Below are 22,065 nucleotides of genomic sequence, written 5' to 3' on the forward strand. Positions count from 1 at the left end.
ATTAGAAGGAAACATTTAAGCCAAAAGTATAAGACCGGAAAAATGGATATACATTCCCGTTATAGCCACTGGCTTGCTCCGGATCATAGTATTTGATCTTCATATTATTGGTTTCCCAGAGATCCTGACCAGAGAAGTATATTCGCAGCAATTTGATCTGGAAAGCTTTCAGTAATCCTGCTGGTAAGGTATATCCTAATTGCAGGTTTTTCAGCCGGATATAGGCGCCATTCATCACCCATTGACTCGATGGCACGGTGTTTTGCTGATCACCCAAGTATAGTCTTGGAAATAATGCATTGGGGTTATTCGGTGTCCAGTAATCCTGATTGATGCTCCAGGGCTCCTGCCATCCGCTGTTGAAAGGAATATTATAACGCGGGTCCGGCATAACCTTGCGATTGCCCACTCCCTGGAAGAATACAGACAACTCAATACCCTTCCAACTGATCCCGGCATCTATACCATAAGAATACAGTGGATCGGTTGTACCAAGGTATACCAGATCTTTACTGTCGATCACATGATCGCCGTTGATATCCTTGTATTTGATATCTCCAGGCCCTGTGGCTGCGTTTTGAAACGCATGTTGGTTTACTTCCTGCTGTGTCTGGAAATAGCCTTCTGCCTGGTAACCGAAGAGGGAAGAATAGGCGTATCCCGGTACTCCCTGGTTCCATCCAGCTTGCGGACTAACCCCATCGCTGCGCAATACTTTATTCTTGCTATGGAAAATATTAGCATTCAGGTACCAGGTAAATGCTTTACTGGCTTGGCTTTTCCATCCTGCATTAAATTCCCATCCTTCTGTACGCATTTCTCCTTCATGGTAGCTAAGGGGCCATGCACCTGTAAGGGAAGAGGTCAGTTTGGGCATTTGCATATCCCTGTTCCTGCGAATGAAATAATCCGCAGAGAGAGAAAGCTGTCCTTTTACCAGCACTGCATCCCAGCCAAAATTGCTGGCAGCAATATTTTCCCAGCCATAGGCCTGGGGAACTGGATTATGATAGACGAAAGGCTGTAGTTGCGGGCCCGGGTGAAAAGTGAAGGTCTGGTACCGTTCATCACTACTAATGGTATTCCAACTGTTCACATTACCTAACTGACCCCAGGACCAGCGCAGCTTGAACTCATTGAAAAAAGGCAGCGCTTCATAAAACCAGGTTTCATTATTCAAGCGCCATCCAGCGGAAAAAGACGGGAATAATTTCCATTGTGTAATGGATGGAAAATAATTGCCGGCCTGATACAGCCTTGCTCCAATCAGATTCGCTTCCAGTAAATAACGATTATCAAAGTTGTAATTCAGCTTTCCGAATAAAGAGGTCAGTGAGCCTGTAATGCCCAGCAGTCGCGTATCCTGCGGAGCGGTACTAAATCTGTTACTCGCTATATCCGTCGCCGCAATATTATAGGAGGCCGCTGTAAATTGCGTGGTATTATAAGATTCCTGCGTGATGCCGCCCAATAAATGAAAAGTATTTTTATCATTTATCTTCAGATCGTAATCGCCCAACAGTTGGAGGTTGCCTCCTTTAGACTCCAGTTTGTTCTGCTGTAGCATATTATCAGGTTGGACACTACCGGCTACGGCTACACGATTCCAGAGTGGAATGGTCTGCCGCCCAAGATCATCTCTAAGTATCTGCTTTTGCGGGCTATAAATCAGTCGGAGATTCAATCCTTTTACCAGACTATCGGCTCTCAGGGTAAATACGGCGTCTATGTAGTCATTTTTCTCCAGCCGCTTACCGCCATCCTGTAAAATGGCATACACCGGCGCTGCACCCAATGCATAATGGTTGGTACCGGGAACAAATACAGGCACATTTCCGGGGCCGCGGTAAAGTCCTGCCAGTAACCCTTGTGGCCCTTCCACCAATTGAGAAGGAGAGAAGGTATTACTCTGTGCCAGCGACATCCGGGATTCCAGACTGAAATGCTTATTGAACCGGTTATTCATACTCAACCGGCCATTAATACGATTCGTTCTGTCTGGGCCTACAGCGAACAGTCCTTGCCTGCCAAAGTAGCCCATAGATGCAGTAAACTGGTTCTTTTCAGATCCACCTTTCACCGACAAGTTATAATTCTGTACGGCAGTTCTGTCTTTTGTTACGAGACCCAGCTGGTTATAGTTGTAATAATATTTATAGAAATCCGGGTGATTCGGATCAATCAGGTACTTGTTGCCTTGTTCCAATAATGCGATTTCGGCGGGCTGCCATGGCGCTGGTTTCCCTGCATTTGCGGCGGCGATATTCTCCATGGAAGCATCTGTGGCAGCAGACAGCCGCTGTGGAAGCCGGATAGGCGTTTCCCAACCGCCGAGGGTATTAAAATCGACAGATATTTTACCCGGTTTGCCTGTACGGGTACTTACCAATACTACGCCGCCAGCGCCTCTGGCGCCATAAATCGCAGCGGCGGCGGCATCCTTTAAGATAGATACGGATTCTATATCATCCGGATTGAGTACAGACAGGGAACCTGGAACGCCATCCACAATTACAGGCGTATTGGAGCCAGATCCGCTGTTGACACCCCGGATCTGTAAGTTAAAGCCTTCTTTTCCCGGTTGTCCGTTACTGCGGGTAACTACCAGTCCCGTAGCCGTTCCCTGCAAAGCCGCTATCACATTCGGTACAGGCCTGCTTTTCAGTCGGTTGCCTTCCACCTGAGCTATTGCCCCGGTGATATTGGCCCTTTTCTGCAAGCCATAACCCAGCACTACTAACTCGTTCAGTTTTTTTAAATCCGGTTGTAAAATAACATTGATGATACGTCTGTCGCGCACACTGATTTCCTTTGTTTGAAAGCCAATGAGCGATACATGAAGGGTGGCCTGACCAGAGGCTACTTCCACCTGGAAAGTGCCATCTTCTGCAGTAGCAGTACCATTTTGGGTATTATCTTCCCGAATGGAAACGCCACTGAGGGGCTGCATACCATCGGTGATGATACCTGTGATCAGCCATTTATTAGGATTGATAGGTCGACTATTCCCGGCAATGGGAGTATTGGGATTGCCGCTGCCTACTGGTATCACAATGATCTGTCCATCCCTAATTTCAAAAGAATATTTAGCAGGAGGGAACAGCAGTGGCAGTACGGTTGGGAGCGGACTGTTTTTCACCTGAATAGAAACGCCACGACGGTTTTCCAGTTCATCGGAGGAAATAGCGAAGGTGTATTTCGTTTGTCTTTCAATATCGCGCAATACTGTTTTCAGGCTGGCTTTGCGATAATGCAGTGTGACACTTTTGGGAACAACAATTTGAGCCGCTGTATCAGCAACGGCAAATACCAGGATAACAAAAAACAGGAAGACAGACGGCAGGCTTAACCTGGTAAATGAGCGTAGCGCCTGAGATAGTGTTTGCTGCATAAGCAGTTATCGCAGGACTATTAGTAAAATTCTACCAGGTTACCTTCGTGTTTAATGTTTATTTGTAAAGCTTTTCTAATGATATCCAATACCTCGTCCAGTGGAAGGTTGCGGAAAGTAGCCAGCAGTCTTGCATCTGCCAGCTTGGGATCATTGATATTCACTTTTACGTGATAATAATCTTCCAAAGCTACAGCTACATCGGAGAGGGGACTTTCATCAAATACCAGGCAGCGAGTTTTCCATGCCAGGATATTGTTGGCTTTAGTATGTGTGGTAGTACTGATATCACGGCTGTTGTAAGGCAGTCTTGCCTCCAGGCCAGGCGTCAGTATTACATTTTTGTCAGAGTTCTTGAAAGCGGCGCTTACTTTACCGGATTGCACAAATACCTGCACATCTTTATCGGCCGATTTCACATTGAAGGAGGTACCCAGTACGCGGATATCTACATCCGGTGCTTCCACCGTAAATGGTTGGGAGGGTCTTTGTGCCACATCAAAGAAGGCTTCCCCTTGTGCGATGGTCACTTTACGATCCGTTTCTCCAAATTTGCGAGGTACTTTCACGACAGTATTGGCATTCAGATAGATCATAGATCCGTCGTTCAGTCGTACACTGTCGATCTGCTGATGGGTAGCATAAGTTTTATAAGAACCCGGGCCTAAAAATGCCATTGCTACCGCGATGCCGGTTACGGCTGCCGCAGCCCACCAGTAACGGTAAGGTATCTTTTTCACTTTAGCAGTAGTCTGTTGAACAGCCACCGTTTCAGTAACAGGTTGGGAAGTAGGAAGCTTGTCCAGCGTACTGCTGAGTTGTGCCCACTGTCCCTGGGTATCAAAAGCAGAGGCAGCAGGAAGTGGATCTCCATGCCACATATCTCTCATATCCAGGAAGATGTCGAGATTAGCCGGGTCCTCTTGAATCCAGTCGTTCAACAAGCGTTTGCACTGCTCGTTGTCCGGATTCTCCAGGTATCGGATCACAATATCTATGTCGGTTTTGCTATTCATGGCTTCTTATTGACAATACAACCAGAGGGGGAGTTACCATTAGTCGATTTAAAAATTTTTTTTCCAGGCAGGAGTTACTGCTTATTCACCAGCACTACCCTTAGTTTTTTAAGGGCCGTGGTGAGATGCGCGTACACAGTATTAATAGATATATCCAGCTGTTCTGCAATTTCCGTAGGGGACAAGCCTTTAAACCTGCTCATCTCAAAAACGCGTCTGCACTGGTCTGGTAATTTATCCAATGCATAACGGTACTGGGTTTCCAATTCCTTATGCTCCAGGAGCTGGTGACTGGTTTCTGAGGGAGTGGCCACATGGAGCTGTTCTTTCGTATATGCTTCCTTTCGCTGTTCCTTCTTAATACTATTCAGACAAGTATTTACCGTGGCTCGGGCCAGATAATGCTGTATAGGTGCTCTTTCATCCAGGTTTTCCGCATTCTTCCACAAATTGAGGAATACATCCTGTACCATATCGTTCGCGTTATCCTCATCCTTTACATATCGCACAGCAATATTATACATGGAAGGTGCGAACTGTTTAAAAACAGCCTCAAATACAGCTTTGTTTCTTGTCCGAATGCCTTTAACTATTTCTTCATTACTCAGTTGCAACATGGGCTGATCATTTGTTTCCGCCGGTGCGAAGATAGACGATTAAAACTTTTTTTCACTTTAACATTTTCTTCACTAATGGTAAGTGATGTTTCGGATGTATTGTTACTATACGGCCGCCAACAGATTGGCAATGTTACAAAAACCATGCACATATAAGCGCCGTGATCAGGTCATCATAATTTTTAACCATATCAAAATTGAATGCCATGAAAAAAACAATGACAGGAATGTTCGCATTAGCCGCAATGATTCTCGGAATGTCTGCTTTCAAAGGGACAGCTGCAACACCGGTAAAGGGAGCTGATAGTATTGCTGTTTACTCAGCTGATTCATTGGCAGGCATCGATTCCGCTGCAATGCGTACGCACGTAGCCGTTAGTCTCGATTCCCTGAAAGGATTGGATTCCCTGAAAGGACTGGACAGTATCAAAGGTACTGATTCTCTCCGCGCTGTGGAAGCTGGATCAATCACCGGCAAAATCACCCCTGCGGACGGAGCTACTGAAGTAGCAGCGGTAAGTACCGAAGGTAAAGTGAAAGCGACTGTAACTGAAGGAACTTTCACCATTCAAGGTGTAAAATCTGGTACCTATGTGATTGTAGTTACCGGTAAAGCGCCTTACAAAAGTGCCTCCATCAAAGATGTAAAAGTAGAAGACGGAAAAGCGACTGATGTTGGCGAAATCAAATTAGAACAATAATAAAAGAATACTAGCAACCAACAACACACTCATCCTAACAGAGAACCCTATTGGTTTGATCCACACGAGGCTTTATCATTCTTGATTCGGCCTCTTTTTTTTTGCCTTCATTTACCATGTATCTTCGCAGTCGAAAAACTCACACATGCGTACGATACTACTCCTCATTATTTCTAACAGCTTTATGACTTATGCCTGGTATGGGCACCTGAAACATACCGATACTGCCCTTTGGAAAGTAATCTTAATGAGCTGGGGAATCGCCTTTTTTGAATACTGTTTTATGGTGCCAGCCAACCGGTACGGCTTCCAGGAAGGATTTAGTGGCTTTCAGTTGAAAACCATCCAGGAAGTGGTATCCCTGACCGTATTCAGTTTGTTCGCCATCTTTTTCCTGAAAGAGCCGTTGAAATGGAACTACCTGGTTTCCTTTTCCCTGCTGATTGGCGCCGCCTATTTTATGTTCAAAAAGTAGTTCTTCCAATCCTGCTGCCGCTCAACCCAATTCGCTTGGATGGCCTTGATTAATTACTATTTTTGACAATCCGTAAATCTCGCAACCATACATGATTCAAAGAATCTATACCGCACTAACTATGTTACTATTGCTGTTGGTTACCGGTACCGCTAATAGCCAGCCTACTCCCGTTTGGAATGCCGCCGACATCCGGCTGCAGCTGAAAAAACTGGACACCCTCGGTAGTGTTCTCTATTTCGCTGCCCACCCAGACGATGAAAATACCCGATTACTAGGCTATCTCGCTAAAGAAAAATTATATCGTACCGGCTATCTGTCGCTTACCCGCGGCGATGGTGGTCAAAACCTCGTTGGTAACGAACAAGGAGAATTACTGGGACTAATCCGTACCCAGGAACTACTCGCTGCCAGACGTATAGACGGCGCGGAACAGTTCTTCACCAGGGCGCAGGACTTCGGCTTCTCCAAAAATCCGGAAGAAACCTTCTCCATCTGGGATACGACTAAAATCCTCCGTGACGCGGTTTGGATCATCCGTAAATTCCAACCAGATGTGATCATCTGCCGCTTCCCGGCTGATAGTCGCGCTGGCCACGGGCATCACACCGCTTCGGCTATTATCGCTGCAAAGGCCTTTGACCTGGCGGCCGATCCCAACTATGCGCCGGATCAGCTGAAATATGTCAAACCATGGCAGGCCAAACGTCTACTCTGGAATACCTTTAGTTTCGGCGGAAATGTTACTACTTCCGAAGATCAGTATAAAATTGATGTAGGAGTTTATAATCCTTTACTTGGAAAAGGTTTCGGGGAAATTGCCGCTGAAAGTCGCTCCCAGCACAAAAGCCAGGGCTTTGGCGTTGCCGCTACCCGCGGTAGCTCCATGGAATATTTCCTCACCATCAAAGGCTCCAATCCTTCCAAAGAACTCCTGGACGGAGTAGATCAGTCCTGGAACCGCATCAATGGAGGAAAAGCCATTGGGGATCTGGTAGATAAAGCCATTGCTACCTATAACATGGATAACCCGGCAGCCTCCGTACCTACACTCCTGGCTATCCGCAAGGCAATCCAGCAACTGCCGGAAGGCTACTGGAGAACCCAGAAACTGAAGGAAACCGAACAGCTGATCCTTGCGTGCGCAGGCATCTGGGCAGAAGCCTATAGTGCTGAAGCTACTGTGGTACCAGGTTATAAGATGCAATCATCCATCCAGATCATTAACAGAGGTAATGTACCCGTTAAACTATTGGGCGCCGACCTGCCAGGCGTACCCAATGCAGTAACAGCGCAAGATCTCCAGAATAATAAACTGAATACCTTCCCGCAAACTATTACGGTTCCTGTAAATACGCCATTTTCACAGCCATACTGGTTAAATGCACCCCATCCTGTGGGTACATATACGATCCAGGACCCGCTGCTGGTAGGCAATCCTGAGAATATTCCTGCACTTCAGGCCACTATACGCCTGAACATAGACGGACAAGACTTCACCCTCCAGCGCCCTTTACAGTATAAATACACCGATCCTGTGAAAGGGGAACTCTATGAACCGCTGGTTATAGCCCCTCCGGTAACTGGCAATCTTACTAACCAGGTATTTATTTTCACTGGCGCCCAATCACAGGAAGCTACCGTGAAAATGCAAGCCATGGCCGAGGGCGTAAAAGGAGAAATATCCCTGAAATTACCTGCAGGTTTTGTGGCAACACCCGCCTCACAATCCTATGCTTTCAGTCAGAAAGGAGATGAGCAGGAATTCCATTTTACCATCAAGCCCACACAGGCAGGCAATGCCACCAAAGTAGATACTTTCTCCGTGGCAATGTCCAATAACGGTAAAGTATATACGGATGGACTGCAACGCATCAGTTATGACCACATTCCTGTAATTACCCTGTTCCCGCCTGCACAGGCGCGACTGGTTACGGTAGACCTGAAGCATAACGGAAATAACCTGGGTTATATCCCTGGCGCCGGCGATATGGTGGCGGCTTCTTTACGGCAGGTAGGTTATAAAGTGACCGAACTCACCGAAAAAGATATTATGAATGGAAACCTTGCCCAATACGATGCCATCATTGCAGGGGTAAGAGCCTATAATATCAACCCAAGAATGAAGTTCTGGCAAACCCGCCTGATGGAATACGTGAAAAATGGCGGTACTTATCTTGTTCAGTATAACGTAAATTCGCCGCTGGTGATGACAAACCTCGGCCCTTATCCATTCTCTCTGTCTCGCGACAGGGTAACGGATGAAAAAGCGGAGGTGAAGATTCTTAACCCTGCCGATCCTGTCCTGCATTATCCAAATGATATCAACACCGCTGATTTTAACGGATGGGTACAGGAATTGGGGCTGTATTATACAACTTCGGCAGATAAGGCATATGATAAATTATTTGCCATGAGCGACAAAGGAGAGGCCCCTCTGGATGGTTCCACCCTTGTGGCAACTTATGGTAAAGGCAGATATGTGTATACCTCCCTGTCATTCTTCAGGCAGTTGCCTGCAGGTGTACCTGGAGCCTATCGCTTATTTGTCAACCTGATATCCGCAAAAAAGAAATAGCAGTAAATGAGCAATAAAAATGTAAGGAATAACCGGCCCCGCCTGCGCATAGCGGCGGTGCTGTGTATTCTACTAGGACTGGTAATTGGTTTTGAAATAAAACGACTTCATATTGGCCTTTTGATCGGTATTGGTCTGGGCCTGCTCACCGGCAGTATGTGGGCTAAAAGTCACCATGATTAAAAGTTTATAGGCGCTTTCGGCGTCGGATTTTATTGAACCTGTAATTCCTCTTTCCATGTCAGATAAGCCACTGCATGAAGAGAAGCCTCCATTATTTCCATCCTGGACCTACTGGTATGTACTGGTAGTTGCCTGGCTGGTAGTGCTGATTATTCTCTTCTATTTATTCACCAAAGCATTTTCATGAGTTCGTTAGACTGGATTGTACTTGTTGCCACGCTCTCCTTTATTGTCCTGTATGGCATTTGGAAGAGCAGAGGTAAACAGAACATGGAGAGTTATTTCCTGGGCAATCAATCGATGCCCTGGTATATCGTTTTATTATCGATTATTGGTACACAGGCAAGTGCCATTACTTTTATTTCTGCACCAGGACAGGCATACACAGACGGCATGCGTTTCGTGCAGTATTATTTCGGCCTGCCACTGGCCATGGTTGTACTCTGTATCACCTTTGTACCTATATTTCATAAGCTAAAAGTTTATACTGCTTACGAATTCCTGGAACAACGCTTTGATCTAAAAACCCGAACACTTACAGCTGCCCTTTTCCTTATTCAGCGCGGACTTTCCACTGGTATCAGCATCTGTGCACCCAGTATAATTTTATCGTCCCTGTTAGGCTGGAACCTTTACTGGACTAACCTGATTATGGGCGGATTGTTGATTATCTACACAGTGGCGGGGGGAACCCGTGCGGTATCTTATACCCAAACATTACAACTGGTAGTCATTTTCTCAGGAATGTTCCTGGCAGGATGGATGGTCGTGCATTTGCTACCCGCTGATGTTGGCTTCAAAGAAGCATTGCAGGTATCCGGGAAAATGAATAAACTGAATGTTATTGTCACGAAGTTCGACTGGAATGATAAATACAATATCTGGAGCGGCCTGATTGGAGGGTTCTTCCTGGCCTTGTCCTACTTTGGTACAGACCAGTCTCAGGTAGGGCGTTACCTTACCGCAAAATCAGTCCGCGAGAGCCGTTTAGGCCTGTTGATGAACGGATTGGTAAAAGTGCCAATGCAGTTTTTGATCCTGTTAATCGGAGCGCTGGTTTTTGTATTCTATCTCTATTTCCGTGCGCCTTTATTCTTTAATGAGGCCCAACTGCAACGGGTATACGCTACTTCGCAGGGACCGGCTTTGCACGAGTTGGAAACACAGTACAATACCCTCAGCACAGAAAAGCAACAGCAGGTAAAAACACTGGCGGCAGCTTTGGAAAAGAAAGAGGAAACTGCCATCAGTACTGCCAAAGAAGCGTTGCAGGCCACAGAAGATAAAGCGCAGAAGGTAAGGTCTGAAGCCGTGATGTTGATAAAAAATGCAGACCCTACGGGAGATGCGAATGACACCAACTACATTTTTTTACACTTTGTAGTACACAGTCTGCCTAAAGGCTTGGTAGGACTCCTGATAGCCATTATTTTCCTGGCAGCCTGGGGAAGTATTGCAGCGGCACTGAATTCCCTGGCATCCACGACGGTCGTGGATGTATACAAGCGGCTGTATAAAACCGAGGAGACGCCTGAAAAATATATGCGGATGTCCCGCATATGGACGTTGATTTGGGGCGTTTTCTGTATTGCCGTAGCCCAGTTTGCAAGTGGGCTGGGGAGTTTGATAGAAGTGGTAAATATACTGGGAAGCTGGTTCTACGGGGTTACATTGGGTATTTTCCTGGTGGCATTTTACCTGAAGAGAATAAGAGGGACAGCCACCTTCTGTGCTGCAATTACAGCGCAGATAATTGTACTTATTTTATTCTGGCAGGAAAAAGTTTCCTTCCTCTGGCTGAACGCCATCGGTTGTTTGCTCGTCATCGCTATTGCGCTGGTATTACAGCCCTTTTTGAACCGTCGTCTCGCTAAATAATCATTCGCAATAGCGATATCCACCAATAAAAAGTGCCCGGTACATGTACCGGGCACTACTGTTTTAAGTAACAGGTTGGATTATTTCAGGGTAGCCAGCAGCTTTTTATTCAGGGCTACATAATCGTCGCTTTTAGCGGCAGTGGCCAGCTCCAGTGACTTCTGCGCTGCTGCTTTAGCAGTAGCGTTATCTTTCGCCATGGAGTGGATTCTGGCTTTCTGGTACATTACCCAGAAAGCGTCTGGTTGTGCATCTGCAGCCTGATCGATATAAGACACTGCTTTTTTCAGGTCTTTATGCTGGTCTGCATAGAACATCGCTGCCTGGAAATAAGGCTTTTTCTCGGTCTGCATAGCAGCATCGATCTGAGCTTCAATTTTACCGTCGATGTCAGCGGAGATAACCACTGGTACTTTTACTTTGTCCCAGCTAAGCGCCAGTACCATGGAATTGTATTGTACATTTTCAAAACCGATGGTGAAGCTCTCCTGAGAGAATTGTGTACGTACAGGCGTTACCGTTACACGTGCGATGTCATTCTCTTGTTTGTAATCGGCTGGTTTGGTAACATCCAGGCTGCTGGTGAGAATCACCGTCCATTTCTGTTGACCTGGGATGGTTACAAGACCGTATTTACCGGCTTTCACGGCTACGCCGCCGAATTTCACATCTTCGCCAAAAGTGATGGTGGTAGCGCTGTTGGCGCCAGTTCTCCATACTTTATTATAAGGCACGAGGTCGCCCATAATGACACGACCTTTAGTGTTAGGACGGGAATAGCTCAGCTCTACATTAGACAGTGCAAATTCCTGTTTAACGGTTTGAGACGGACTAGGAGCCGGTACTTTTACTTGTGCTATGGAAGCACCTGCATACAGTAAGAACGCACAGCTGGCAGCTGCGGCAAATGATCTGGCAGTTTTCATGGTTTATATCGAGAATATTGGTGGCAGTTTAGCTGGCAGTTACTCAATCAGGCCATTTCTGAAGGCATATAATACGATGCCTACACTGTTTTTTACATTCAGTTTTTCCAGCAGTTTCTGGCGAATTCCCTCTACAGTACGGGGGCTCAGAAAAATCTGTTCAGATATTTCCTGGGTCGTCTGTTCGTTACAGATAAGTTTCAGGACTTCCAGTTCGCGATCATTCAGTTGTACCTCATTCTTGAGGGTAGGCTTGATCTGTTGCTTTGTTTTGTGTAATACCTTCTTGAGCAGTGCCAGGTTCACATTTTCATTAAAATAGAAACCTTTGTCGAAGGTAGTACAAATTGCTTCATAGATTTCTTCCGGCTCTGCATTTTTTAAGAGATACGCATTGGCGCCATTCTCCACGAGGTGTACAATGAAGTTATCGTCTTCATACATCGTGAGGATAATCACCTTTACATCCGGATACTGGGCTTTTACTTTTACGGTAGCCTCGATGCCATCCATATTCGGCATTTTGAGGTCCATTAAAATAACGTCGGGTTGTTGCTGGTTCATCAGATCCAGCAAGTGTTGGCCATCATCGGCCTCAAAGATGACATTGATATTTTCGTACGGGATAAGGGTATTAATGACTCCACTTCGAAATATTTTGTGATCGTCAGCAATTGCCACTTTGATATGGTGTGCCATTTGAGGACAGTTTACAGAGAATTACATGAATTTTTCCAGGATAAAATAGCATCAGTGCGACAGTTGATACATTGGGTCGCCTATCGCAACCGGACGGCAATTTAAGAATAAAACAAGATAAGTATCAATTAATTCTGTACTGCAGGCTGATAGTTCTCTAATTGAATCTGTGCGATAGTGCCAGTCGGATTCCGATGATTATAGCTAATATTACCTCCTATGATATCCAGTCTGCTCTCAATATTTTTTAATCCCAGACTACCTATTTTCTTTCTTGCTGTGGCCAGTTGATCCATCAATGCGCCGTTACCATCATCTTCCACATTGATAGTGAGAAGGGTAGGTGTGCTATGGTAGCTGATTTCCACTTCTGCTGCTTCCGCATGTTTCAGGATATTATTAATCAGCTCCTGTACCACACGGTAAACATGTAATGCTTTCGATTTATCTACCGGATAATTGGACCCATCTGTTTTGAAAAGGATCTTAACCTGTTTGTTTTTATTCATCAGGCTGCAGAAAGAGTCCAGCGCATGCGCCAGGCCAAGGTTATCGAGTGCTTGTGGATGTAAGCTTTGGGAGATGAACCGTAGTTGCTGGATGATGGTATCTGTAAATTCTTTGGTTTCCTTCAGGCGCTCTACTTCGCCATTGCCTGTTTTCAATAAAGGTTGAAGGCCGCCAATGGTCAATTTTAATACCGACAATTGTGCGCCTACTTCATCGTGCAGATCTTCCGCAATGCGTTTTCTTTCCTGTTCGCCGCCCTGGAGAATGGCCTCCAGACGTTCACGTTCCAGTTGCAGATCCTTATCTCTGATGATCAGCTTATGCTGAATAACCTGCTTCTGTTGCTGCATCACCAGTAAGATAACCACAATCGCCAGAATCAGCATAATGGTAGTTCCGATGATAATGATATCAGTGATCCGCATACTTCAATAATTTCGTCTTAGTTAAACCAACATAAAAGAGAATCATTGAAATACTGCCAACGGTGTAAACAATCACGTAGGTGACGTAAACCATATTCATGGGAATGGAAGCCTGAACCTTTTGTGTCTGTGTTAAACTCAGACTAATGGAAAATAGAATAGTCGAGCAAAAGTACAGGAATATTCCGGAATTATACCAGAAAGTAGGTAAAGAGTTTATGTATATTGATTTTTCTATCAGCTCTTTATCCCCTAATTGTTGCATGAAGAGAGAGATGGCATAGAATATCATCAGTGCTGCTTTGATGCCTGTAGAAATGGAGTCATAAAATTTCATTCCTTCCATGCGGAAAAAGTCTACAGAGAAGATACAAAGCATTACAATTGGGAGTCGGAGAATAAGATAACGTAGTTTGGGAGATTTAATACAGGTCAGGTAGAACAGGGATAATATTACAAATTGTAGGAAATGCATGAGGTTGAAGAACCACATGTTATTGCCATAAAGTTGCATAATAAGTACAGACCCTAAAGATAAAGCTAGCGAACATAGGATGTAGTAGAAAATCCATTTCGATGAGGGGTCTAGTTGTCTGTATTTTAGGAGAAAGGGGATCAGAACTATGAATTCGATCCCCAGCATGCACCAAAATACTGTTAGCATGAATGTAACCACAAGTAATCTATCTATCTTTTTAAATGTGTTTTGATCAAGGCATTAATCCTTGCCACCGCCGGTACCACCGCCGCCACCGCCGCAGTAGTTAGGGCAAGGAAGACCATCATCCAAAATTAAGCCGGCACTTTTCGCCTGAATACCACCATCCAGTGTAACATCCGCAGGGAGGATATCATCACCATTTGCATCGGTAGCTACCAGTACCATTTTCTTTTCTTTAATGCCGTCACCATCAGTATCGATATGGATACCGTAGTAAATTCTTAAGCCGACAGCACGGTCGTCTGCCAGTAATTCCAGCACTTTGTCTTTTGAAAAGCACATCGCTTTTACAATGTCGGTTGCTTTCTGATCAGCATGATCTTTTTCGTAGTTGGTAAGAAGGGTCTGCATCCTCTCCTTTGAAATAAATCCGCCAGCATCTGCGATAGATGGGCGTTTGGATTGAGAATCGCTCATACGTGTGTGTTTAAGGTGTGATATTGTGTGATAGTATCCGGGTAAAATTATTACTATTTTTTACACTATATATAACTGCCGTCACATTTCACGGAAGGTTTGGCAAAAATGCGTATTTATACGCATTCCCATTTATCAGTTGAATAACGCTTGACTGACTTGTTGAACTTCGCAATCTTTGTAATATCATTATCAACGGACAGTATTCATTTTATCAACAGGAAGAACGTCTCATACAATATTATTGGCCTTTCTACCATGTTTGTTTTTGAGATAGATTTTAGCAGTGGGACGTGCTGCCCCAAAGAACAGCACATCTTTAACATCGTTAACCCCTAATTAAAATATTTAACTATGAGTTACCTGCTTATAGGGAACATCTCAGCTATGATTGGGGAGGACTGTATTGAACCACTATCCAATGCACGTATCCGGGTATACCTGCCTGAAAGTAATCCAGGCGCCGATCATATGACTATAGTAAAAGGTATTTTCAATCATCTCCGTCCACTGTCGGCAAAGGAGGTATTGATGAAAGCAGATAGGCTACTGGCTGAAACCACCCTGGACCCCAAAGGGAATTTCAGACTGTATTGGAACGAATTACATTTGTTTACAGAACCCCTGGAACTGGACATCTGTCTGGATGAAATGCCCGCAAAAAATGGCAACCGCCAATCGCGCAATTTTCATCTCAGCTATATGATTCCCCATTGGAAACGTAACCAGGAAGGATATCTGGCAGCTTATGCCTATGTGATTCCTGCGGAAGTCTGGTCCAATATTTACCGCCAGGCTGGCGCCTGGGTATTAACAGGGATAGTAAGAAATAAAGCAAACGGAGAAGGGGAGTCCCGGTTGAAAGTAAGCGCATTCAATGCCATTACCGGGAAAAAAATAGCAGATGCCTATACAAATGAGTATGGCCGCTATACCATGCATTTCAACAGACGGGATCTTTTTGCAGGACAACTGATCCCTATCCGGGATGGCAGGCCCAATTTTGGACCGGATGTCTATTTCCGGTTGTATAAACAAGATCAGCTGATCTGGGAAGAAAATGAATCGCATGCTATGGTCACCGCCCGACAAGATATAGCGCCCTGTAGTAGCATTGATATCCTATACAAACCCGGAATTATTGTCCGGGCAACCCGACATATAACAGGATGGTTGAACAGTGTCAGGCATTTTACGGAAGTCCGCCGCGGACGTTCGAGGGCCTCATCCGCTGTACTGCATCGACAGCTTATTGTGAAAGATACACCCAATGTTTGAGAGAGGTTCCGCCATGCGGAACCTCATTTTTTTATCCCTATCAGAACCTGGGATGAAATTGGTGCAGCGTGTCGCGCAGTAATTCCCTGTTCAGATGGGTATAGATTTCTGTGGTCGTAATACTTTCATGTCCCAGCATTTCCTGTACAGCCCGCAGACTGGCGCCTGCTTCTACCAGGTGGGTAGCAAATGAATGCCGGAAGGTATGGGGCGATACATTCTTTTCAATGCCCGCTTTCTTAGCAAGGTCCTTGATCACGAGGAAAACCATTACGCGACTGAGCGGACTCCCTCTTCGGTTCAGAAAGAGGGTATCTTCTTCCCCGAAATTAACGGGCATGTGTACACGAATATTCTGGCGATACATATTGATTTGTTTGATTGCCTCGCTGCCAATAGGTACCAGTCTTTCCTTATTGCCTTTGCCGACTACTCTGATATACCCGGCATCAAGGTGCAGTTGTGATAACTGCAATCCAAGTACTTCACTGACACGTAGTCCGCAGCTATACATAGTTTCAAGTATCGCTCTGTTACGATGGCCTTCAGCGGTATCCAGTTGTATCTGGGCAATCATCATTTCAATCTCCTCGAAGGTGAGTACATCTGGTAATTTGCGGGTTAACTTCGGCGTTTCCAGTAGCTGACTGGGGTCTTCCTGGGCCATATTTTCCAGCAGGAGGAATTTGTAAAATGCTTTGATACCGGAAATGATCCTCGCCTGTGAGGTGGCTGTCATGCCCAGTTTACCAACCCATCCCACGAAATCCTGCAGGTCGTTAAGAACAATATCCTGCGGCCTTAGTTTTTCCTTACCGTTTGTCTGAAGGTATTCCTCCAGTTTTTCTACATCCCGCAGATAGGCTTCAATAGAGTTAGCGGATAAGGAACGCTCCAGTTGGAGGTATCCTTTAAATAGTTTTCGGAATGATTCCCACATAACGGCAAGTTAAGTGCATTTTTCAAATGCTAAATCGATTGTAGTTAGATAACTCCTAAAATTTTGGGTTGGTCATGGGAATAGTGGGTAATTGAATTAATTTTAGAAAATGTATATGCGTTGCAGTTAGTGGATACAGGCCCCTAAAATTTGTTAACTGGAAAATACTGCTGCATGTAAGTTATGTGGAATATGGCACTTGTTAATCGAATCATATGTGACGAAGGATGCCTGTTTACGTTTTACTGAAACCATTTCCTTAAATGATGTTTGTTAAGTTGTTAAAAATCACTAGATTATTACTTTGTAAATTTTTATGATTCTGCCCTTGAAAATGACTTTAAAAAGGTAATTTCAGGGAGATGAACGGCTGTCTTTACTGATAGTTTTAAAATAGTTGTTATATATAACTGTTTTTGAGCGTCTTGTTTGATGTCTTGCTTTAGTTAAATTACATAATGTCTTTATTTTCAATTGTATACACCAATAATTTGCTTTCTTTTCCCTCATCCCAATAAAAAAAGCCGGTGCTGATTTCAGCACCGGCCAATATGGTTTTGAACCTGTAATTACAGACTAGAATTTCTCCAGACCGCTAAAGAAGAAATCTCCTTCGATCTGTGCATTCTCATCGGAGTCAGAACCGTGAACGGCATTGCGACCGATAGATTCAGCATACTTTTTACGGATAGTACCTTCTTCTGCGTTAGCAGGGTTGGTAGCGCCGATCAGTTTACGGAATGCTTCTACTGCATTGTCCTTTTCCAGGATAGCAGCCACAATATGACCGCTGCTCATGAATTCAACCAGCTCACCATAGAAAGGTCTTTCTTTGTGTACTGCATAGAATTCACCTGCTTTTGCAGCAGATAACTGTGTCATTTTCATAGCCACAATACGGAAACCTGCTTCATTGATCATGTTCAGGATGCCGCCAATATGCCCGTTTGCAACTGCATCAGGCTTAATCATTGTAAATGTTCTGTTACCCATAGTTTTTTAATTCCGGATTACTGATTTAGGCCGCAAAAGTAATTACATTTTCTTTAGTGGTAAAAAATTTTGAAATTCTGCCTCAAATAAAGATCTTCGCACTTCGTTTTCTGTTAAGAACACTGACTTATAAATTAATAATATTACAGTTTGAATGAAGCCGATTGAGGAAATTAAGCCTTTGCTGGAAAACCCTAAGAAAGTGGTTATCACTATGCATCAAAAGCCAGATGCGGACGCAATGGGATCATCTTTGGCAATGTATCACTATCTGATCCAGAAAGGCCACGAAGTAACTGTAATCTCTCCCACCAACTTTCCGGACTTCCTGAAATGGATGCCCGCCGCTGAACTGGTGATTGATTTCGAATCCTCCAATGATAAAGCTATGGCTGCCCTCGAAGGCATACAGCTGCTTTTCTGCCTGGATTTCAACGCGCTCTACCGGACCAAAAATATGGCGCCGTTCCTGGAAAAACTGGATTGTACCAAAATCCTGATCGACCATCACCTGGAACCACAACCCAGCTTCGATTTTGGTGTTAGCGATACTTCCGCCAGTTCTACCGCTCAACTGGTGTATGAAACCATCTATAAACTGGGAGAGGAGAAATACATTAACCTGGATATTGCCGCCTGCATCTATGCCGGTACTGTAACAGATACGGGATCTTTCCGCTTTTCGTCTACCTCAGCGCGCGTACACCGCATGGTAGCTGATCTGATGGACAGAGGCCTCAAACACGAAATCATCCACCAGAATATCTACGATAACTTCCTGGAAAACAGGCTCCGTTTCCTCGGTCATAGCCTGCTCAACAGAATGGAGGTATTCTACGAATACAATACTGCCATGCTCGCCATCCCATATTCAGATCTGAAACGATTCGATCTGATGACGGGAGACACAGAAGGCCTGGTAAATTTCCTTCTTTCCATTCAGGGTATTAAATTAGCGGCACTGATCATAGACAGAAACGTGGAAGTGAAACTCTCTTTCCGCTCCAAAGGCGATTTTGACGTGAACACCTTTGCCCGTAAATATTTTGATGGCGGTGGCCACTTTAACGCTTCCGGCGGCAGAAGTGTAGACTCATTGGATAAAACGGTAGAAAGATTTATCCGTGCCATCAGAGAAAATGAAGAACAATTACAATAACTTGCTTCAAAGTACTAGAACCTACTAATACAGTCAAATGAAAAAAAACAATCATTTATTAGTTGCAGCGCTGGGCCTGTTCCTGGCTAGTTGCGGCGGCGGCGTGAAAAAAACGCCAAGCGGTATTGAATATATCGTACACAAAGCAGGTAATGGTCCTCAGCTGAAAATCGGGGATACCGCGCTGGTGAACGTTGTCCAGAAAATCAATGACTCCCTGCTGGGTACTTCCCGTCAGGTAGTTGGTGGCCCAATTCCTTTGGTAGTAAACAAACCAGTGGATAAATTTGACCTGATGGAAGGTATCGCCCTGCTCCACGAAGGTGACAGTACCACTTTTATCATTCCTTGGGATTCTCTTCCTCCAATGCAGCGCCCTGCCTTCGGTAAAAAAGGCGACAAGCTGAAAATCACTTTCATTGTTGAGAACAAATATTCAGCAGCTGCTCAGAAAGAAAAAGACGAAAAGCTGATCAAAGAATACCTGGAGAAAAACAAAATCAATGCTACTAAAAATGCGGAAGGCGTTTACGTAGCAGTGAAAGAAGAAGGTACCGGTGCTACGCCTAACGCTGGCGATACTGTGTATGTTCACTACACTGGTAAACTGACCAACGGTAAAGTATTCGATTCTTCCATGGATTCTACCCTGCGTCCTGGTATGCCGCTGGAACCAATCAAATTCCCTATCGGTCGTGGTTTCGTGATCAAAGGTTGGGATGCTGGTCTGTCTCAGCTGAAAAAAGGTTCTACCGCTACCCTGGTAATTCCTTCTACACTGGCTTACGGTCTGCAAGGTTCACCTCCAGCAATCCCAGGTAACGCTATCCTGGTATTTGACGTGAAACTGGTAGATATCAAACCAGGCGCTCCAGCTCCTGCAGCTCCTGTTGTACCTCCAGTTGGCAAGAAATAATCTTTCTTCCTATAAAGAGAACGCCCTCCCTGCATATGCAAAGGAGGGCGTTTTATTTAATCTAATACAGTCCCTATATCATAAACCTGCTGCGAACTTCAGGTGTCGGTACCATACAGGCATCCTTTCTCCCAAACCAACGGTACCTCCTCCGCGCAATCCAACTATACACACCATTTCGTATAAATGCAGGCACTATCATCAATAAAGATAGTAGTCTCACCGGAAAATTCAGTTTACCTGCTACCCGCAAGGCAGCTGTACTTTTCGTATAGACTTTCCCGTTCTCTACCAATATAAAAGAAGATAAAGCATTCGTATCAAAGCCGTACTGCCGGGATAATTCCGTAGCAATCTCAGACTGCAACGGCGCAAACCGAAAATACCCCTGCCTGTCGTGCCTTATCACAAAATTCACGGACGCATTACAGAAGTTGCAGACGCCGTCAAATAATATGATCCCTTTATTCAACATCTTTCATTTTTCTCTCCAGATATAAAGTTACGCTATCTCAGGCATAGCCATCAATCAGTACTTCATATAATTTCACTTTCAGGTCTTCCAAAGAAACATCTTGTGTCAGATTTCCATCCTGTGCGAAAGAAACAGTTCCTCTCTCTTCAGAAACGATAATGGCCAGATTATCACTGTGTTCGGTAATGCCGACTGCTGATCTGTGTCTTAGTCCCACCCGGGTTGGCAGGTCTGGATTTTCAGACACTGGCAGTATCACTTTTGCGGCCAACATTTTATTCCCTACAATTATCAAGGCCCCGTCATGCAAAGGGGAATGCTTGTTAAAAATACTTTCAATCAGCTTGGCACTCACATTGGCATCAATGGGAATACTGGAGGCGGTATCAAATTTCAGACGATAAGTGGTGGCGACGACGATCAATGCGCCGGTATGTGTACTCATCATCCTGCTCACGGCAGTAATGATTTCATTGATGATATTTTCCTCGTCTTTGTAGCTTTTGAATTTATCAGGAAGGAATAACTTGGTCAGGAAACTGTCTTTCGATAAAGGGGTTTTCTTTCCCAGTACCAGCAGGAATTTTCTGATTTCCGGCTGAAAGATAATAATGATGGCAATCAGGCCTACATTGATAAAGTTTTGCAAAATATTGGTCAGAATGGGCATACGCAGCGCTCTCACCAGGAAAAAGGCGGCGTAAATCATCAACAGTCCGACGAAAATATTAAAAGCCAGACTCCCTTTCAGCAGCCTGTATAATTGTATAATCAGAAATATAACGATAACCAGATCTAATAACTCCAGCCAGCGAAACTCATATCCGTAAAATTGTATTACTTCCTTCATAAGTTTAAGATGGTTATTCATTTATCCTTTCAATTGTGCTGTTATCTTTACCGCTTCCACGGCTTCCTTTACGTCATGTACGCGCAAAATATGTGTGCCTTGCTGCAAGGCAATGGTATTCAGAACGGTGGTGCCGTTCAGTGCAGCATCTGGGGTGGTCTCCAATAAACGATAAATCATAGATTTACGGGAAATACCTGTTAATACTGGCGTTTGCAGCACCGTACTAAACAGGTGCAGGTGTTGCATCAGGGCATAATTATGTGCCAGCGTTTTTCCAAAACCAAAGCCTGGATCTGCAATAAAATCCCGGATGCCTGCCGCGCGGCAAACAGCTAGTTTTTGTATCAGATAGTCCAGCACTTCTCTTACCACATTTTCGTAATTGGGATCATCTTGCATCGTAGCCGGTTTCCCCTGCATATGCATAGCGATATATGGCGCCTGTAATTTTCCTACTGTCGGTATCATAGCCGCATCGAGATCGCCAGCGCTGATGTCATTGATAATAGCAGCTCCGGCATGTACCGCTTTTTCCGCTACCTGCGCATACCAGGTATCAATGGAAATAATCGCTTCCGGATATTGGTGTAATATAGCATGAATAGCTGGTAGCAAACGGGTCAGTTCTTCTTCCGGCCCCACAACAGTAGCTCCTGGCCGGGTGCTTTGTGCTCCCAGATCAAGAATAGCAGCGCCTTCCGATAAATGCTTGCCTGCCTTTTCGACTACATGATGTAGTTCCCGCGTACGATTCCCTTCATAAAATGAATCGTCTGTAACATTAATAATCCCCATTACCACCGGTTCTGCAAGCGAAAGCAACCTGCCCCTGCAGTTGATGGAAAGTGGAAGAGATGTCGTGATATGGTTAGTTTTCATCGTAATAGTTCCGCCTGTTTAGCTGAAATTCTTTA

At 44.8% G+C, this 22,065-nt stretch carries 22 protein-coding genes; 9 read left to right on the plus strand and 13 right to left on the minus strand.

The features are described from left to right. Position 1 precedes the first annotated feature (1 nt). From CLV59_RS19040 to CLV59_RS19050, 3 genes are all read right to left on the minus strand, one after another. Positions 2–3,391 (minus strand): SusC/RagA family TonB-linked outer membrane protein, encoded by a 3,390-nt coding sequence (locus tag CLV59_RS19040; RefSeq protein WP_111593666.1) that lies wholly within the window; start codon positions 3,389–3,391, stop codon positions 2–4. 20 nt (positions 3,392–3,411) lie between these two features. Then, entirely contained in the window at positions 3,412–4,407 is a 996-nt protein-coding gene (locus CLV59_RS19045; protein ID WP_111593667.1) for a FecR family protein, read from the minus strand. Between the two features lie 74 nt (positions 4,408–4,481). After that, on the minus strand, positions 4,482–5,024 hold the full coding sequence (locus CLV59_RS19050; RefSeq protein WP_111593668.1) for an RNA polymerase sigma-70 factor: 543 nt from the start codon (positions 5,022–5,024) through the stop codon (positions 4,482–4,484). A gap of 206 nt (positions 5,025–5,230) precedes the next feature. Here CLV59_RS19050 and CLV59_RS29225 point away from each other — a divergent pair, with 206 nt between their 5' ends. The 6 genes from CLV59_RS29225 to CLV59_RS19070 all read left to right on the plus strand — a co-directional run bounded on the left by CLV59_RS29225 (position 5,231) and on the right by CLV59_RS19070 (position 10,839). Then, positions 5,231–5,725, plus strand: coding sequence for a carboxypeptidase-like regulatory domain-containing protein (locus CLV59_RS29225; protein ID WP_245950894.1), 495 nt, complete (start codon positions 5,231–5,233; stop codon positions 5,723–5,725). Between the two features lie 145 nt (positions 5,726–5,870). Beyond that, the gene (locus CLV59_RS19060; protein ID WP_111593669.1) at positions 5,871–6,200 is read left to right on the plus strand and encodes a DMT family protein; all 330 of its coding nucleotides are present in this window, start codon (positions 5,871–5,873) and stop codon (positions 6,198–6,200) included. Positions 6,201–6,291: 91 nt separating this feature from the next. Beyond that, a complete protein-coding gene (locus tag CLV59_RS19065) occupies positions 6,292–8,778 on the plus strand; it encodes a PIG-L family deacetylase (protein ID WP_245950895.1) in 2,487 nt (828 codons plus the stop codon). A 6-nt stretch (positions 8,779–8,784) separates the two neighbouring features. Next, entirely contained in the window at positions 8,785–8,961 is a 177-nt protein-coding gene (locus CLV59_RS28965; protein WP_170137818.1) for a hypothetical protein, read from the plus strand. A 55-nt stretch (positions 8,962–9,016) separates the two neighbouring features. Then, complete coding sequence (locus CLV59_RS29335) at positions 9,017–9,148, plus strand: hypothetical protein (protein ID WP_262511904.1); 132 nt, start codon at positions 9,017–9,019, stop codon at positions 9,146–9,148. Next, entirely contained in the window at positions 9,145–10,839 is a 1,695-nt protein-coding gene (locus CLV59_RS19070) for a sodium:solute symporter (protein WP_111593670.1), read from the plus strand. Before CLV59_RS29335 ends, CLV59_RS19070 begins: the two co-directional genes overlap by 4 nt. Before the next feature lie 80 nt (positions 10,840–10,919). Here CLV59_RS19070 and CLV59_RS19075 read toward each other — a convergent pair whose 3' ends face one another. The 5 genes from CLV59_RS19075 to CLV59_RS19095 all read right to left on the minus strand — a co-directional run bounded on the left by CLV59_RS19075 (position 10,920) and on the right by CLV59_RS19095 (position 14,537). Next, complete coding sequence (locus CLV59_RS19075; protein ID WP_111593671.1) at positions 10,920–11,765, minus strand: DUF2911 domain-containing protein; 846 nt, start codon at positions 11,763–11,765, stop codon at positions 10,920–10,922. 39 nt (positions 11,766–11,804) lie between these two features. Then, entirely contained in the window at positions 11,805–12,464 is a 660-nt protein-coding gene (locus tag CLV59_RS19080) for a response regulator transcription factor (RefSeq protein WP_111593672.1), read from the minus strand. Between the two features lie 128 nt (positions 12,465–12,592). Continuing rightward, positions 12,593–13,399: a sensor histidine kinase gene (locus tag CLV59_RS19085; protein ID WP_111593673.1), complete on the minus strand. Its 807-nt coding sequence runs from the start codon at positions 13,397–13,399 to the stop codon at positions 12,593–12,595. Then, positions 13,386–13,892, minus strand: a complete 507-nt coding sequence (locus CLV59_RS19090; RefSeq protein WP_146616246.1) for a hypothetical protein — start codon at positions 13,890–13,892, stop codon at positions 13,386–13,388. Before CLV59_RS19090 ends, CLV59_RS19085 begins: the two co-directional genes overlap by 14 nt. 225 nt (positions 13,893–14,117) lie before the next feature. Continuing rightward, positions 14,118–14,537 carry a hypothetical protein gene (locus tag CLV59_RS19095; protein WP_111593675.1) on the minus strand — a complete coding sequence of 140 codons (420 nt, stop codon included), beginning with the start codon at positions 14,535–14,537 and terminating at the stop codon, positions 14,118–14,120. Between the two features lie 354 nt (positions 14,538–14,891). Between CLV59_RS19095 and CLV59_RS19100 the strand changes: the two genes are divergently transcribed. Next, the gene (locus tag CLV59_RS19100) at positions 14,892–15,815 is read left to right on the plus strand and encodes a hypothetical protein (protein ID WP_111593676.1); all 924 of its coding nucleotides are present in this window, start codon (positions 14,892–14,894) and stop codon (positions 15,813–15,815) included. A 40-nt stretch (positions 15,816–15,855) separates the two neighbouring features. Here CLV59_RS19100 and xerD read toward each other — a convergent pair whose 3' ends face one another. Together xerD and CLV59_RS19110 are read right to left on the minus strand one after the other, a co-directional pair. After that, positions 15,856–16,755: a site-specific tyrosine recombinase XerD gene (xerD, locus tag CLV59_RS19105; protein ID WP_111593677.1), complete on the minus strand. Its 900-nt coding sequence runs from the start codon at positions 16,753–16,755 to the stop codon at positions 15,856–15,858. A gap of 576 nt (positions 16,756–17,331) precedes the next feature. Then, complete coding sequence (locus CLV59_RS19110; protein ID WP_111593678.1) at positions 17,332–17,748, minus strand: nucleoside-diphosphate kinase; 417 nt, start codon at positions 17,746–17,748, stop codon at positions 17,332–17,334. A 154-nt stretch (positions 17,749–17,902) separates the two neighbouring features. On the opposite strand from CLV59_RS19110, the gene CLV59_RS19115 reads away from it, so the two are divergent. Both CLV59_RS19115 and CLV59_RS19120 read left to right on the plus strand, forming a co-directional pair. Beyond that, positions 17,903–18,907 carry a DHH family phosphoesterase gene (locus CLV59_RS19115; protein ID WP_111593679.1) on the plus strand — a complete coding sequence of 335 codons (1,005 nt, stop codon included), beginning with the start codon at positions 17,903–17,905 and terminating at the stop codon, positions 18,905–18,907. Positions 18,908–18,944: 37 nt separating this feature from the next. Then, entirely contained in the window at positions 18,945–19,823 is an 879-nt protein-coding gene (locus CLV59_RS19120) for an FKBP-type peptidyl-prolyl cis-trans isomerase (RefSeq protein ID WP_111593680.1), read from the plus strand. 73 nt (positions 19,824–19,896) lie between these two features. On the opposite strand, the gene CLV59_RS29480 is transcribed toward CLV59_RS19120, so the two are convergent. Genes CLV59_RS29480 through folP form a run of 3 tightly spaced genes read right to left on the minus strand, consistent with a single transcriptional unit; the run spans position 19,897 to position 22,030 of the window. After that, complete coding sequence (locus CLV59_RS29480) at positions 19,897–20,298, minus strand: thiol-disulfide oxidoreductase DCC family protein (protein ID WP_111593681.1); 402 nt, start codon at positions 20,296–20,298, stop codon at positions 19,897–19,899. A gap of 37 nt (positions 20,299–20,335) precedes the next feature. Then, a complete protein-coding gene (locus tag CLV59_RS19130) occupies positions 20,336–21,148 on the minus strand; it encodes a diadenylate cyclase (protein ID WP_170137819.1) in 813 nt (270 codons plus the stop codon). A gap of 21 nt (positions 21,149–21,169) precedes the next feature. Then, entirely contained in the window at positions 21,170–22,030 is an 861-nt protein-coding gene (folP, locus tag CLV59_RS19135; RefSeq protein WP_111593683.1) for a dihydropteroate synthase, read from the minus strand. Between the last annotated feature and the right edge of the window lie 35 nt (positions 22,031–22,065).

The sequence above is a fragment of the Chitinophaga dinghuensis genome, assembly GCF_003259435.1.
Classification (GTDB): Bacteria; Bacteroidota; Bacteroidia; order Chitinophagales; family Chitinophagaceae; genus Chitinophaga; species Chitinophaga dinghuensis.

What these genes read in the sequence shown, in the direction of transcription:
- CLV59_RS19040 (WP_111593666.1), bottom strand. Translation starts at nt 3,391, where the DNA reads ATGCAGCAAACACTATCTCAGGCGCTACGCTCATTTACCAGGTTAAGC.
- CLV59_RS19045 (WP_111593667.1), bottom strand. Translation starts at nt 4,407, where the DNA reads ATGAATAGCAAAACCGACATAGATATTGTGATCCGATACCTGGAGAAT.
- CLV59_RS19050 (WP_111593668.1), bottom strand. Translation starts at nt 5,024, where the DNA reads ATGTTGCAACTGAGTAATGAAGAAATAGTTAAAGGCATTCGGACAAGA.
- CLV59_RS29225 (WP_245950894.1), top strand. Translation starts at nt 5,231, where the DNA reads ATGAAAAAAACAATGACAGGAATGTTCGCATTAGCCGCAATGATTCTC.
- CLV59_RS19060 (WP_111593669.1), top strand. Translation starts at nt 5,871, where the DNA reads ATGCGTACGATACTACTCCTCATTATTTCTAACAGCTTTATGACTTAT.
- CLV59_RS19065 (WP_245950895.1), top strand. Translation starts at nt 6,292, where the DNA reads ATGATTCAAAGAATCTATACCGCACTAACTATGTTACTATTGCTGTTG.
- CLV59_RS28965 (WP_170137818.1), top strand. Translation starts at nt 8,785, where the DNA reads ATGAGCAATAAAAATGTAAGGAATAACCGGCCCCGCCTGCGCATAGCG.
- CLV59_RS29335 (WP_262511904.1), top strand. Translation starts at nt 9,017, where the DNA reads ATGTCAGATAAGCCACTGCATGAAGAGAAGCCTCCATTATTTCCATCC.
- CLV59_RS19070 (WP_111593670.1), top strand. Translation starts at nt 9,145, where the DNA reads ATGAGTTCGTTAGACTGGATTGTACTTGTTGCCACGCTCTCCTTTATT.
- CLV59_RS19075 (WP_111593671.1), bottom strand. Translation starts at nt 11,765, where the DNA reads ATGAAAACTGCCAGATCATTTGCCGCAGCTGCCAGCTGTGCGTTCTTA.
- CLV59_RS19080 (WP_111593672.1), bottom strand. Translation starts at nt 12,464, where the DNA reads ATGGCACACCATATCAAAGTGGCAATTGCTGACGATCACAAAATATTT.
- CLV59_RS19085 (WP_111593673.1), bottom strand. Translation starts at nt 13,399, where the DNA reads ATGCGGATCACTGATATCATTATCATCGGAACTACCATTATGCTGATT.
- CLV59_RS19090 (WP_146616246.1), bottom strand. Translation starts at nt 13,892, where the DNA reads ATGTGGTTCTTCAACCTCATGCATTTCCTACAATTTGTAATATTATCC.
- CLV59_RS19095 (WP_111593675.1), bottom strand. Translation starts at nt 14,537, where the DNA reads ATGAGCGATTCTCAATCCAAACGCCCATCTATCGCAGATGCTGGCGGA.
- CLV59_RS19100 (WP_111593676.1), top strand. Translation starts at nt 14,892, where the DNA reads ATGAGTTACCTGCTTATAGGGAACATCTCAGCTATGATTGGGGAGGAC.
- xerD (WP_111593677.1), bottom strand. Translation starts at nt 16,755, where the DNA reads ATGTGGGAATCATTCCGAAAACTATTTAAAGGATACCTCCAACTGGAG.
- CLV59_RS19110 (WP_111593678.1), bottom strand. Translation starts at nt 17,748, where the DNA reads ATGGGTAACAGAACATTTACAATGATTAAGCCTGATGCAGTTGCAAAC.
- CLV59_RS19115 (WP_111593679.1), top strand. Translation starts at nt 17,903, where the DNA reads ATGAAGCCGATTGAGGAAATTAAGCCTTTGCTGGAAAACCCTAAGAAA.
- CLV59_RS19120 (WP_111593680.1), top strand. Translation starts at nt 18,945, where the DNA reads ATGAAAAAAAACAATCATTTATTAGTTGCAGCGCTGGGCCTGTTCCTG.
- CLV59_RS29480 (WP_111593681.1), bottom strand. Translation starts at nt 20,298, where the DNA reads ATGTTGAATAAAGGGATCATATTATTTGACGGCGTCTGCAACTTCTGT.
- CLV59_RS19130 (WP_170137819.1), bottom strand. Translation starts at nt 21,148, where the DNA reads ATGAAGGAAGTAATACAATTTTACGGATATGAGTTTCGCTGGCTGGAG.
- folP (WP_111593683.1), bottom strand. Translation starts at nt 22,030, where the DNA reads ATGAAAACTAACCATATCACGACATCTCTTCCACTTTCCATCAACTGC.